Genomic DNA, 13,092 nt, shown 5'->3' with positions numbered 1-13,092 from the left:
TGTGTGCTTTGGAAAACCACCACGACAAAGGTCTGCCCGCCATGATCCCCTCCGCCACCACATTCGACCCCGGCCAGCCAGACGGCACCAACCGCAGCATAGAGATTGCCATCTCGGCCGATGGCACGCCTGAACCCGGCAAGCTGTATGAGATCCCCGCCCGCTGCGGCTTGGCCGTGCGGGTCAGCAAGGGGCAGACCCTGACAGTCATCAATCCTGCCGGCTTCCAGGTCTGCGACTTCTGGATCTTCGCGGCGGATGACCTGAACGAATACAGCTCAATGGAGCATCTGCACACCTCGCTTGGCTCAATCTTCCCGAAGGTGGGCGACGGCGTGGTCTCGAACCTGCGCCGCCCGCTGATGACCATCACCGAAGACACCTCGCCCGGTGTGCATGACACCGTGATTGCCGCTTGCGATCACAACCGCTACCGGCAGCTTGGCGTCGATGACTACCACGACAACTGCACCGATAATCTCCGGCAGGCGTTGATTGCGATTGGCCTGCGGGCGCCAGCGGTCCCGGCTCCTTTTAATCTTTGGATGAACGTGCCGGTGCAGCCAAACGGCAGCACCAGTTTCGAGCCCCCGGTGTCTAAACCCGGCGACCAGATGTCATTCCGTGCCGAAACCGACGTGATTGCGGTTATGTCGGCCTGCCCTCAAGATGTGACGCCGGTGAATGGCGAAGGCGCCTCGCCGGAACGGCTCGAATTCCGCGTCACCAGCGGTTGAGGCGGTTTCGGGATGGATGATCTGCTGCTGACTGGCCGCTGGGTGGTGCTTTCCGCCACAGATGTGTGCCAGGACCATGCGGTCCTGGTCCACCATGGGCGCGTTGCAAAAACCGGACCGGCAGCGGACATGCGGGCGGCTCATCCGGGCATACCGGAATGGGGCGGCCCTGACTGCGCCATTCTGCCGGGGCTGATCAACGCGCATCACCATTGCTATGGGCCGGAACTGCTCAACCACGCGGTTGCCGACGACTTTCTGGAACCTTGGATGTTCAGCGGCCCCGCCATGACCGGGCTGTCCAACTATGCCTCGACGGCTTACTCAGCTTTTCGGCTGCTGCGTTCGGGGGTGACGGCTGTGGTGGACATGTGTGCCGCCGGGCCGTCGCGGGCAGTTGCCGAAACACGGCTGCATGAAAAAGCGGCAGCCTACCGTGATGCCGGGATAAGGGCCTCCATCGCCCCTGGCGAGCGCTGGCAGAACCGCATCGTGCATGGGTCCGGAGAGGAAGCCGCCTTCCTCGCAACTCTTCCGCCAGGATTGCGCACCCGGCTGCTGGAAAGCGAGGCCCGCAGGCAGAGACTGGCACCTGCAGAATATCTCGCCCTGATCGGTACTCTGGTGCCGCAGGGGAACGGCTTTCAGAATTTCTGGTTCGGCCCCACCGGCCCGCAGTGGACCCCGGATGGGCTGCTGCAGCAGATCGCGGCGGCGGCTGAACGCCTGGATACCCGTATCCAGACTCACGTGCTGGAAAGCCACTATGAGAGCATCGAAAGCCCGCGCATCCGCGGCGGCTCAGTCATCCGGCATTTCGAAAACACCGGGCTGTTGACCGGGCGTTTGTCTCTGGCGCATGCGGTCTGGGCAACCGGCGAAGACATTGACCGCCTCGCCCGCAGCGGAACCCAAGTAAGCCATAACCCCAGCTCCAACCTGCGACTGAGATCAGGGATCGCGTCGGCTGCTGCCATGGTGGAAGCAGGGGTAGCAACTGCCATCGGCATGGACGGCACTTCGCTGGCCGGCGACGAGGATATGTTTGCCGAAATGCGGCTGGCGCTCAACCTGAACCGGCCGCCTCATAGCACGGCACAGTCGCTGACAGCTCAGCAGGTCTTCGCAATGGCAACAGAACACGGTGCGCGCCTCATGGGCCGGGAAGATGAGCTGGGCCGGCTGCACCCAGGGTTTTGCGCAGATGCGGTGGTTCTGAATCTGCAGCGTCTCCTGGCCCCCTGGAGCAGCACCGCTGCAGATCCGCTGGAGCTGATCGTGGGCCGCGCCAAGGCAGATGATGTGCGCGACGTTCTGGTGGGCGGCCGGCCGGTTCTGCACAGCCGTATCTGCACGGGGATAGATGAGCGGTCCCTGATGAACCGCGTGCAGCAGGAAGCAGACGCCAACCCGCCCAGCCCTGCGGCCCGGCAGCTGCAACGCGATCTGCGCCCCTACCTGATGCGCTGGTACGCGCGGTGGGACGCCTGGGCCGCCGACACTCATCCGCCGGTGACGCGCTACGGCGCCCGGCCCTCGCCGACAGGAAAGGACCTGCAATGATCCGCAAGCCCATCAAATGGCCGAACGGCGCGCGTTGCGCCTGTGCCATCAGCTTTGACATTGACGCTGACAGCCTCATCCATATCTCCCGCCCCAAAGACGGCCACGACCGGCTCTATCCCATCTCGATGGGCAGATACGGCCCTACGGTTGCCATCCCGCGCATTCTGGAAACCTACCGCCGGTTTGGTTTGAAACAGTCGTTCTTTGCCCCTGGATGGGTCGTCGAGCAATACCCCGGCGCCATGGAGATGATCCTGAAGGACGGCCATGAAATCGGCCACCATGGCTATCTGCACGAAGACCCCACCGCACACGGGCCTGCCGAGCAGCGGGAGTGGTTCGAGAGGGCCTTGGACAGCCACAAACGGGTACTGGGCAACACACCCAAAGGCTACCGCGCGCCTGTCTACAATGTGACGCAGACGGTGATCGACCTGCTGATCGAACACGGGTTCGAGTACGAAAGCTCACTGATGGCCGATGATGTGCCCTACCTGATGAACACCTCCGCCGGGTCGCTGGTTGAGCTTCCGGTCCATTGGGGCACCGACGATTGGCCGCCCTTCGCCCACTATGATGAGATCGGCTATATGATGCCGGTGGCTGGGCCGAGCCGCGGACTTGAGGGGTTCTGGGAAGAATTCGAGGCGCAATATGAAGCCGGCGGGTTCTGGCTGGCGATCTGGCACCCCTTCCTGACCGGGCGTCTGGCGCGCTGGCGGCAGGTGGAGACCTGGCTGGAAGATGTGCTGGAGCGCGGCGATGTCTGGTTCGCCCCGCTGCATGAAATTGCAACCCATGTCCGCACCGAGGCCGCGAAAGATCCAAACGCCGTCCGGGTGGAAGAACTGCCCTATTACACCAAACCGGTCCTGTTCTGATGTCAGCTGTCACCCGTCTTGCCCGCGCATTGGGCCGGGCCGATCAGCCCGATGCCGCAGGTATTTTCATCCGCCGCAACGATGCTGCGCTTTTTGAGCTGGCGCGGCAGTCTGACCGGCGGCGGGCAGAGGGAGGCTTGCTTGGCCCGCTCGACGGCAAAATTGTTGTGATCAAGGGCAATATCGCGCTGGCCGGCCTGCCGACCACTGCCGGCTCGCTGAGTTTCATTGCCCAGGCTGAAGCAGCAGACGCACCGCTGGTTCAGCGCCTAAAGGCGCAAGGGGCCATCCCGATGGGCCACGCGAACCTGTCGGAGTTTGCCTTCTCCGGGCTTGGCCTGAACCCGCATTTCGGCACCCCGCGCAATGGGTTGGACCCGGATCTTGTGCCCGGCGGCTCCTCCTCCGGCTGCGCCTCGGCCCTGGCGCTTGGCATCGCGGACCTTGCGATTGGCACAGATACCTCCGGCTCTACCCGTGTCCCGGCCGCCTACCAGGGGCTGTTTGGCTTCCGTCCGACCATGGGCCGTTATGACAGCAGCAGCATCCTGCCGCTGGCCCCGTCGCTCGACACACCAGGGCCATTGGCGCGGGATTTGAACGGGCTGATAGCTCTGGATGTTGCTTTGCGGGGCAACATGCCGACATCCTATTCAGCCCTGCCCCAGCGGATCGTCATTCCTGACATTGCCAGCCTGGGATGCCTGTCTTCTGAGATTGAGGGTTTGCTGCTCGCAGCCGCCGCACGGATGCGTGAAAGCGGCTGGTCTGTAGAGATCCGTCCTTTTGCCGCGCTGGAAGAAATCCGCGCGCTTTTTGAACGCTTCGGAACACTTGTCGCCGCCGAAGCGCCAGGCACCCTGGCCCGGTTTGCCCGCCTCAGCAATCCGGCGATTGATCCCAATGTCCGCCGCAGGCTTCAGGCCGCGCTGCCGGTTAAACCTGCAAATGCCCGGCAGCTAATGGCGGCGCGCAAGCGCCTGCAAGCGCTCGCCAATCGGGACCTGCAGGATGCCCTGATGCTGTTGCCAACGGTTCCGTCAGCCCCGCCCCGTCTGGACACAGTTTCCTCCAACGCCGCCCGGTTCGCCCAGGAAAACACCAGGGCCCTGAGCCTGACGATGCCGCTTGCCTTTCTGAACATGCCGTCCCTTGCAATACCTGCTGACGCTGCCAGGCCCGGGCATTCGTTAACCCTTACCGGCCCTGCCGGCAGCGACAGCAGCATTCTGGCCTGCGCCGGAACACTTGCACCGCTGCTTTCACAGCTCACGACGGAGACACCAGCATGACAGCCGCCAGCCAAACCGCAGCCGACCGAGAGGAGATCGCGGCGCTGATTGCCCGCCAGTTCCGCGCCTTGTGCTGGGACGAAGAAACACCGCCCAACACCGCCGCACTGACCGGAGCTTACCTGCCGGAAGCTCAGCTCTTCGCCTCCGCCCGCCCGGCCCGGGCCCAGTCCGCACAGGACTTCGCCGCTAGAATGGCCGGACTGCGCGACAGCGGCCATATCCCAGTGTTCGAGGAGAAAGGCTGCGGCCTGCACATCTGGGTTGCCGGAAGCGTCGCCGTCGCAATGGCCGGCTGCGAGATGCACGAGAACCGCACTGAAGTCACTGAAGACATCAGCGCCTTCCTGCTGATCCGGAACCCGGGCGGCTGGGCAATCGCAGCCCAGGCCTGGGACATCTTGCCATCAATCGCCTCGGCTTTTGCCGCAACCGGCCTTGTCGCCGAACCTTTTGACGTCTGAACATCTATTCCACAGGAGCAAACACATGCCCAAATCCTTGCTTATCGTGCACTCCAGCGCCCGGCAGAACCGCTCGCACACCCGCGGTCTGGCCCGCATCTTTGCCGAAACCTGGACAGCCAGCGGCGGCGGTTCCATCACCGAGCGCGATGTAGGCCTGACCCCGCCGGGCATCATCAACGAAGACTGGATCGCTGCGGCTTTCACCAGCCCGGAAGAGCTGCAGGACGAGCAGCGCGCCCTTCTTGCCGAATCCGATGCTCTGATCGAAGAAATCAAGGCCGCTGATGTGATCGCCCTTGGCACCCCCATGTACAACTATTCGATGCCAGCCGCTCTGAAGGCCTGGTTTGACCTGATCGCGCGTGTCGGGGTGACATTCAGCTTCGACCTGGCCCGCGGCGACACCCCGATTGAGCCGATCCTGTCCGGCAAGAAGCTGATCGTCCTGTCCTCCCGGGGAGAGTTCGGCTTCGCTCCCGGCGGCGAGCGGGCTCATTTGAACGGTCTGGATCCGGCCTTGGCGGCCTCGGCCCACTACCTGGGCGCCGATGCCGCAGAAATGGAAACCGTTTCTATCGAGTATGAAGAGTTCAAGGATGAGCGCTGGGAAAACTCTTTGGCGGCAGCGCAGCGCCGCACTGCAGAACTGGCCGCGGCTTTGTCAGGTGAGTGATCAGCTGCCTTAAGCCTGAAGCCTTTGCGAGGGTCCTTAGTGTCCCTCGCAAACCATCTGAACGGGGTGCTTCTCTACAGCCTGGGCAAGGCACAATTCCTAACCAGCCAATGGATGAATCACGAAAACATCAACCGGCCGCATCCTGCATTGGAAAACAACTTGCGCCGGAAACCATTGTTCCGACGGATCAAAGGCCAGTCATGCACAGGCATTCAAACCGGGGCACTCAGCCACGGTTTATTGCGTTAAGCTCTCTGTACAATGTCAGCCAACCCGGCGCCTTCCTTGGAAAGCGGCGATCCAGAGCAGGCCGCGGGGCCAGAAAGCCGGGTTACAGCACCTGCAGCAAGAAGTCCCCTACCGTTCGCGACACCGGCTGGACGATGGCTGGGTCGTCGTAGATGTCGGTTTGGCCCATTGAGCCAATCTCATGGAACTGTTTGTCCGCAGCCGGCACTGCACCGTAGAACTTTTGTGCCCAGCCGGGGTTCAGAGCATTCTCACCATGCGCCATCAGGAAAGGCATGGTTATGTTCGCCGCCGCGGATTGCACATCGAATTGCAGGAAGGGCTCGCGCGACATGACCGCGAATGCGTTGGTGTAATTGGGGTGCGCCGCGCGGCCTGCGTAATAGTCGTAGGTCGACTGCAGTGTCATCGCTGCGTCACGGTCAAGCGCAACGGCGGGGATGCTGCGCACTTCGCCCGTTGCTTCATAGTGCAGCCGGGCGGCGCGGCCTTCCTCGACCTTCCGGGCAAAACCTTCCGGATCTGCAGCCTTCATCGCGGGCACGTCCCGGTAATAGCCCGCAATTGCTGCGAAGCCCCGGACCTCAGTGCGATCTTTGAGAGCGTGGGCAACATAACCGCAGCCGAGACAAACGCCGACGGCCGCGATCCGGCTGCTGTCGACGCACGGCGCATCCAAGAGGACGCCCAAGGCGGCGCGCAGGTCTTCGATCTTGTGCTCGTAGAACTCATACTGGCGCGGTTCGCCGCCGCTTTGGCCGTAGTGCCGGTGGTCGATCGCCAGAGCAGCAAAGCCGCAGTTTGCCAGCGCGGCAGCATAGGTGCCGGTCACCTGCTCCTTGACCGAGGTCATCGGCCCGCCCACGATCAGACCGGGAAAAGGACCGTCTCCAGCGGGCAGATGCAGATCGCCGATGAGAGACACGCCGCCGGCGGTGAACTGGATTTTCTGAACTGGCATTTTGGCCTCCATTTCTGTTGGGCCGGGCCCTCGCTGCATCACCCGGCCAAAGCCCAGATTCAGGTCCGCATGCCGCCTTCGCGGGATCCTTCGACACAAGCCTCGGCGATGCGGCGGATCCGGGCGGGAGTGAAAATGCCGTTTTCGCCGAGGCTGGTGATCCCTTCCGCCTCCAAGCTGGCCAGGATCCTGGGCACTGCCAGCCCGTCCGTCACTCCGGCGTCCCGCAGGCTCAGCGGCAGGCCGAGCGTCCGGTAGAAGTCCTCGATCCGTTCGACCACTTGCAGTGGTGTATGCCGCTCCATTCCAAAGACGTTCTCGCCCAGCATAGCCAGTTTGCCTGCCTTTTCCGCCAGACTCTCACGCAACAGGGCGGGCTGGATGATGGTGAGGGTTCGGGCGTGGTCGATGCCCCAGAACACGGTCAGGCTGCGGCAGATCACATGGCTGGCAAAGTCCCCGGGCACGCCAAGGCCAAGGATACCGCTGAGCGCTTGGTTCGCGGCCCACATCATGTTCTGGTTCCACTCCAGTGTTCCAACCTGATCGATATCGTTTGCCAGCGAGACCAGGGTGCGCATCACTGCCTCGGCGTAGCCGTCCTGGATCGGTGCCCCCACTGGGTAGGTCAGATATTGCTCGCAGCAATGCACAAAGGCATCGGCCAGACCATTGGCCAGCTGGCGCCGCGGCAGCGACGAGAGGACCTGCGGGTCCATGATAGCGAACTTCGGCACCACCAGATCGGAGGTCAGCGCCAGTTTCAGGCCGCGAGCCTTGTCTGAGATGACCGCGTAGGCATTGGTCTCCGAGCCGGTGGCTGCGGTGGTCAGAACAACGCCGACGGACAGGGCTTCGACGACCGGGGCGCTTCCATCCAGCAAATCCCAGCCGTCGCCGCCGTAGAGGCTGGCAGCCGCGATGTATTTGGCGGCGTCGATGACCGAACCGCCGCCGACAGCCAGGATCAGGGAGATCCCCTGGTCGCGCACCAGGCTGACTGCCCGGGTCAGGGTTTCGTATTCCGGATTCGCCTCGACCCCGCCGAACTCGCGGATGTCATGCCCAGACAAGGAGCTGATAACAGCGTCATAGGTGCCATTTTTCTTGATCGAACCGCCGCCGTAAAGAACCAGTACCCGTTCATCCAGCGGGATCGCGGTGCTCAAGCCGGAGATTTTGCCGACGCCGAAATGGATCCGGGTTGGGGCGCTGTATTGAAAGTTGAATGTGTGGGACATGGGCAGGCCCTCCTGATAGCCGCCGGGGTGGCGAAGCGTCGTGTCAAAGCGGCAAGGGCCGGGCCGCGGGTGCCGGCCTTTGCCCAAATGCGGTTCAAGCGCGGTGATAGAGGAAGGCGGCGTTGGTCCCGCCGCCCTGGCCCACCGCTAGCTCGATGTTCAAATGCGCCATGGCTTCCAAGTAGCGGGCGGCGCTCAGCTTGGTGATGGCGACCGGGGCAAAACCCGCGTCCCTGGCCAGCGCCGCAACATCAGCCACAGCTTCGCTGTCATCGCCAGCCGCGAAGGCGGTGATGTTCTGGCCGCCGCGGCTGATGGCGTCCGGGTACATAACGTCGGCAAAGATTGTGTTGAAGGCTTTGACCACCTTTGACTGCGGCAGGAGTTTTGCAATCTCTTCACTGGCAGAGGTCTCCTGGCCTAGCAACATCGGCGACCATTCGTCGTTCAGCGGGTTGGTGGCGTCCACCACGATCTTGCCGGCCAGCGTAACGGCCAGCGGGCGCAAAACTTCTGCTGCAACATGGTAGTGGACCGCGACGACGACGATATCGCCATGGGCTGCGGCGTCCTGCAGCGAAATCTCGCCGCTGCGGCCGCCCATCAGGACGTCATGGCCGCCTTGGGTGAAGAGGGCTGTCAGTCTGCTGCCAACATTGCCAGTGCCGAGAATACCGATTTTCATCTTTGGCTCCTTTCGGGATTGAATTGGTCCGGAAAATGGGCAGGGTAGTACCCATCGTCAATTAGGTACCCAGAGGTAACTATGGAGATTATTCCCGAGGGCACACCAGATGCCTTTGTTGCGGCCTGCCCGTCGCGCGAAATCCTTGCCCGTTTGGCGGAGAAATGGACCTTTCTGATTGTCATTGCCTTGCAGCACGGGCCGATGCGCTTTGGCGCCCTGCGCCGCAAGGTGGAGGGCGTGTCGCAGAAGATGCTGACACAGACCCTGCGCAACCTGGAAAAGGATGGGCTGGTGACCCGGCAGATCTATGACGAGATGCCGTTGCGGGTGGAATATGAGCTGACCGCGCTTGGGCGGGAACTTGTGCCATTGAACCAAGCCATCAAGGACTGGGCAGAGCGCAACATGCGGCAGATACTTGAGGTGCGCTCAAGCGGCGCTTAGGGCCAGGATCCGTCGCCGACAGGGCATTTCGGTACGAAATGTCCTGGGAGGAGCCAAGCTGGACGCCATCTGCTGCAGCAGCCTGCGCACAATCGACCGCTCGGTTGAAATTAGCCTTCGGCAACCTGCCGTCGTGCCACAAGGTCAAAATTTCCCCTCCTATAGCGCTGCAACCATGTTTCTGAATGCATTGGGAAATAAGAGCAGCAACGTAACTGCACTCGCCCGTTTCACTTCCTCTCAGGCGGTTTTTCCGGCCTAATAGTCCACCAGAATGAGGGAACCAGGCAGCTCTGCACCAGCTTGCATTGTGGGAATGCCACACGAGCAGCATGCCACGGTTAGGCCTGTGTTCTGGCTTGCATCAATTTTGTTTTCCCCAAGCCAAATGTTCGGGCAATCCGCATAAAATTCCGGCGCAGGCAGGTTGTTTGAAAACCACGCGGCACCACTCGCCTTTACAGCTTTCTTCCAGCCTCATCATGCTGTGCCGCATGCCAGATACCTTGTCCATTATCGTTGTCGAAGCTGACCGTGAGCGCGCGTTCATGATAGTGGACGGACTGCGTGAAGCTGGAGAATTCGACATACACGTCATCTCTGAACCGTCACGGCTTGCGCGCCAGATCCAATTGCAGGACCCCGATGTTGTCCTAATCGACATTGAAAACCCGTCCCGCGATGTTCTGGAAGAATTGGCACTGGCATCCGGCCCCAAAGACAGGCCTGTTGCAATGTTTGTGGACCGCAGTGAAGACGGCATGACTTCGGCTGCCGTGGAAGCCGGGGTTTCGGCCTATGTGGTGGATGGGTTGCAGCCTGCACGGTTAAAGCCGGTTCTGGATGCTGCTATCGCCCGCTTCCGGATGTTTCAGCGCATGCGCACAGAACTGGCCGAGACCAAACGCGCCCTGGAAGAACGCAAGGTCATCGACCGCGCCAAGGGGATGATCATGAAGGCCCGGGGCATCGGCGAGGACGAGGCCTATGCGCTGCTGCGCAAGGCGGCAATGGATCAGAACAAGCGTGTCGCCGAAATTGCACAGGCACTGGTCTCTGCAGCGGGGCTGCTGGCATGAGCCTGACGCGGATCCCCACAGGCTATGTCCCGCTGACCGATGCTGCACCGCTGATTGCGGCGCAGGAAATGGGCTTTGCCGCCGAAGAACGGCTGACGCTGGATCTGCACCGTGCCCCCTCCTGGTCATCGCTGCGGGATATGCTGGCCTTTGGCCGGGTGGACGCCGCCCATATGCTCGCGCCGGTGCCGGTCGCTGCGGCGCTTGGCCTCGGCGGCGCCAGCGCGCCCTTGTCAGTGCTGTCCGTGCTCTCTGTAAATGGCACCGTCATTGGCGTCAGCAGCAGCCTGGCACGCAGGCTGATTGATGCCGGCTACAGATTTTCCTTCGATGACGCCCTTTCTGCCGGAAGAGCCCTGACTGCTGCAGCCGGCCCGAACCTGCGGATTGGCGTCCCGTTCCCCTTTTCCATGCATGCGGAACTGCTGACCTACTGGCTGAAGGGCCTGGGGACAGACACACCCGCTGGCATAGGCATCCGCACGGTCCCGCCACCGCTGATGACCGAGGCTATCCGCAACGGGGAAATCGATGCCTTCTGCGTCGGCGAACCTTGGGGTTCGATGGCGGTTGAACAGGGGATAGGCGCGCTGCTGCTGCCTGGCCAAGCGATCTGGTCCTTTGCGCCGGAAAAGGTGCTGACTGTCCGCAGCACCTGGGCGGAGACCGAACCCGGCCTGACCGGCCGCCTGATCCGGGCGCTGTGGCGCGCAGGGCGCTGGCTGGCTGACCCGGCCTCCTGCGGGCTGGCGGCCGAAATCCTGTCCTCCCGGCGGTATCTCGATCTGCCAGCCGAAATCATCGAACGGGCTCTCTCGGGGAAATTCACGGTCTCGGCGCAGGGCCTGCAGCGTGGAGCGCCTGGTTTCATCGGGTTCCATGATGGTGCCGCGGGCTTTCCTTGGCGCAGTCAGGCCCAGTGGATCGCCCTGCAGCTCGCACGGCGGAACGGTTTGGACGGCGAGACGGCTCTTGCGAAGGCTGGAAGCGTTTTCCGCAGCGACCTGTACCGCAACGCCTTGCGCGGGACCGGTGCGGATTTGCCCGCTGCTTCTTCGAAGCTGGAAGGCGCGGTCAGCTCTCCGCTGCTGGCCGCCGGAGAATCAGAAACCGTCAGCCTGCTGAAGAACCGGTTCTTTGATGGCCGGGTTTTTGACCCTCTTGCTGCCCCGTGATGAATTATCAGGCAGCTTTCCGGCACCTTACGCTGCAATGCAGAATTTTTTGCTGCAGCAGCAAAGAAACCATTGGCGCCCCGCAGCACTTCCGGCAGTCTGAAGTCAGACAGGCAACGGAGCCTGACTGAGAATTTTCCCGAAGACCGGGTTTCACTGAGCAAAGCCGCTCGACCCACCGCCACTCCTCCCGGCGGTGCGTGTCAGCGGCTTTTTTTCTGTTCCGCCCCCAGGGCCGGACACAGCTAGGAAAAGGAAACAACCCGATGAAGAAACTCATCATGGCGCTTGCGGCCTCAACCGCACTGACCGGTCCGGCGCTGGCCGGAACCCTTGATCTGGAAAAAGATGTGCTGACCTTCGGCTTCATCAAGCTGACGGATATGGCGCCGCTGGCCGTGGCTTACGAGCAAGGCTTTTTCGATGACGAGGGTCTGTTTGTCACACTGGAAGCGCAGGCGAACTGGAAAGTTCTGCTGGATGGGGTGATCGACGGGACCCTGGACGGCGCTCATATGCTGGCGGGCCAGCCGCTGGCAGCCACCATCGGCTATGGGACCGAGGCCCACATCATCACGCCGTTTTCCATGGACCTGAATGGCAACGGCATCACGCTCTCCAACGAGGTGTGGGAGATGATGAAACCGAACTTGCCTACGGACGCAGATGGCAAGATCGCGCACCCGATCTCCGCATCGCACCTGAAGCCGGTGATCGAAGACTTCAACGCCAAGGGCAAGCCTTTCAACATGGGCATGGTGTTCCCCGTCTCCACCCACAATTACGAGCTGCGCTACTGGCTGGCGGCCGGCGGTATCAATCCTGGCTACTACTCGCCAGAAAATGTGACCGGCCAGATCGGTGCGGAGGCGTTTCTATCGGTGACCCCGCCACCGCAGATGCCTGCGACACTGGAGGCCGGTACCATCTCCGGCTACTGCGTGGGTGAGCCTTGGAACCAGCAAGCGGTGTTCAAGGGCATCGGCGTTCCGGTCATCACCGACTACGAGCTGTGGAAGAACAACCCGGAGAAAGTGTTCGGTATTTCTGCCGAGTTTGCTGAGGAGAACCCGAACACCACCCGTGCCGTGGTCAAAGCACTGATCCGCGCCGCCATGTGGCTGGATGAAAATGACAACGCCAACCGCCCGGAAGCGGTCGAGATCCTGTCCCGCCCGGATTACGTCGGCGCGGACTATGAGGTGATCGCCAACTCGATGACCGGCACCTTCGAGTACGAAAAGGGCGACAAGCGCGAGGTTCCCGATTTCAACGTGTTCTTCCGCTACAACGCCACCTATCCGTTCTATTCGGACGCCGTCTGGTATCTGACCCAAATGCGCCGCTGGGGACAGATTGCCGAACCCAAGCCTGACAGCTGGTACGACGCGGTGGCCCGTTCGGTCTACAAGCCCGAAATCTACCTCGAAGCCGCAAAAATGCTGGTCGATGAGGGCCTGGCAAATCCCGATGACTTCCCTTGGGACAGCGACGGCTACAAGGCCCCGACCCCGGCCGAGGATATCATCGACGGCATCCCCTTCGATGGCAAAACGCCAAACGCCTATATCGACAGCCTGCCGATCGGCCTGAAATCCGGTCAGACCGTCGTCGGCAACGCCGTACAGGGCTGACA

At 62.1% G+C, this 13,092-nt stretch carries 13 protein-coding genes; 10 read left to right on the top strand and 3 right to left on the bottom strand.

The window, feature by feature from the left end:
- Positions 1–41: 41 nt before the first annotated feature.
- Genes RA19_RS18950 through RA19_RS18925 form a run of 6 tightly spaced genes read left to right on the top strand, consistent with a single transcriptional unit; the run spans position 42 to position 5,616 of the window.
- On the top strand, positions 42–737 hold the full coding sequence (locus RA19_RS18950; RefSeq protein ID WP_039165594.1) for a DUF1989 domain-containing protein: 696 nt from the start codon (positions 42–44) through the stop codon (positions 735–737).
- Between the two features lie 12 nt (positions 738–749).
- On the top strand, positions 750–2,300 hold the full coding sequence (locus RA19_RS18945) for an amidohydrolase family protein (RefSeq protein WP_039165591.1): 1,551 nt from the start codon (positions 750–752) through the stop codon (positions 2,298–2,300).
- A complete protein-coding gene (locus tag RA19_RS18940; protein ID WP_039165589.1) occupies positions 2,297–3,184 on the top strand; it encodes a polysaccharide deacetylase family protein in 888 nt (295 codons plus the stop codon). The genes RA19_RS18945 and RA19_RS18940 overlap by 4 nt, the downstream gene beginning before the upstream one ends.
- Positions 3,184–4,476, top strand: a complete 1,293-nt coding sequence (locus RA19_RS18935; protein ID WP_052261934.1) for an amidase family protein — start codon at positions 3,184–3,186, stop codon at positions 4,474–4,476. The genes RA19_RS18940 and RA19_RS18935 overlap by 1 nt, the downstream gene beginning before the upstream one ends.
- Positions 4,473–4,940, top strand: coding sequence for a hypothetical protein (locus tag RA19_RS18930; protein ID WP_052261933.1), 468 nt, complete (start codon positions 4,473–4,475; stop codon positions 4,938–4,940). Before RA19_RS18935 ends, RA19_RS18930 begins: the two co-directional genes overlap by 4 nt.
- A gap of 25 nt (positions 4,941–4,965) precedes the next feature.
- Positions 4,966–5,616 carry an FMN-dependent NADH-azoreductase gene (locus RA19_RS18925; protein WP_039165587.1) on the top strand — a complete coding sequence of 217 codons (651 nt, stop codon included), beginning with the start codon at positions 4,966–4,968 and terminating at the stop codon, positions 5,614–5,616.
- A 334-nt stretch (positions 5,617–5,950) separates the two neighbouring features.
- Here RA19_RS18925 and RA19_RS18920 read toward each other — a convergent pair whose 3' ends face one another.
- The 3 genes from RA19_RS18920 to RA19_RS18910 all read right to left on the bottom strand — a co-directional run bounded on the left by RA19_RS18920 (position 5,951) and on the right by RA19_RS18910 (position 8,755).
- Positions 5,951–6,829 carry an alpha/beta hydrolase gene (locus RA19_RS18920; protein WP_039165749.1) on the bottom strand — a complete coding sequence of 293 codons (879 nt, stop codon included), beginning with the start codon at positions 6,827–6,829 and terminating at the stop codon, positions 5,951–5,953.
- 59 nt (positions 6,830–6,888) lie between these two features.
- Positions 6,889–8,070 carry an iron-containing alcohol dehydrogenase gene (locus RA19_RS18915; protein WP_039165585.1) on the bottom strand — a complete coding sequence of 394 codons (1,182 nt, stop codon included), beginning with the start codon at positions 8,068–8,070 and terminating at the stop codon, positions 6,889–6,891.
- Between the two features lie 94 nt (positions 8,071–8,164).
- Positions 8,165–8,755 (bottom strand): NADPH-dependent F420 reductase, encoded by a 591-nt coding sequence (locus RA19_RS18910; protein ID WP_039165584.1) that lies wholly within the window; start codon positions 8,753–8,755, stop codon positions 8,165–8,167.
- Between the two features lie 81 nt (positions 8,756–8,836).
- Here RA19_RS18910 and RA19_RS18905 point away from each other — a divergent pair, with 81 nt between their 5' ends.
- The 4 genes from RA19_RS18905 to RA19_RS18890 all read left to right on the top strand — a co-directional run bounded on the left by RA19_RS18905 (position 8,837) and on the right by RA19_RS18890 (position 13,090).
- Positions 8,837–9,202: a winged helix-turn-helix transcriptional regulator gene (locus tag RA19_RS18905; protein ID WP_039165583.1), complete on the top strand. Its 366-nt coding sequence runs from the start codon at positions 8,837–8,839 to the stop codon at positions 9,200–9,202.
- Between the two features lie 494 nt (positions 9,203–9,696).
- Positions 9,697–10,281 carry an ANTAR domain-containing response regulator gene (locus RA19_RS18900; protein ID WP_039165746.1) on the top strand — a complete coding sequence of 195 codons (585 nt, stop codon included), beginning with the start codon at positions 9,697–9,699 and terminating at the stop codon, positions 10,279–10,281.
- Positions 10,278–11,456, top strand: a complete 1,179-nt coding sequence (locus RA19_RS18895; RefSeq protein ID WP_039165582.1) for a CmpA/NrtA family ABC transporter substrate-binding protein — start codon at positions 10,278–10,280, stop codon at positions 11,454–11,456. Before RA19_RS18900 ends, RA19_RS18895 begins: the two co-directional genes overlap by 4 nt.
- A 266-nt stretch (positions 11,457–11,722) precedes the next feature.
- The gene (locus tag RA19_RS18890; RefSeq protein WP_039165580.1) at positions 11,723–13,090 is read left to right on the top strand and encodes a CmpA/NrtA family ABC transporter substrate-binding protein; all 1,368 of its coding nucleotides are present in this window, start codon (positions 11,723–11,725) and stop codon (positions 13,088–13,090) included.
- The last annotated feature ends 2 nt before the right edge of the window (positions 13,091–13,092 follow it).

Origin of the sequence: Leisingera sp. ANG-M1 (genome assembly GCF_000813745.1) — a bacterium.
Taxonomy (GTDB): Bacteria; Pseudomonadota; Alphaproteobacteria; order Rhodobacterales; family Rhodobacteraceae; genus Leisingera.
This window is presented reverse-complemented; position numbering and strand designations above follow the sequence as displayed.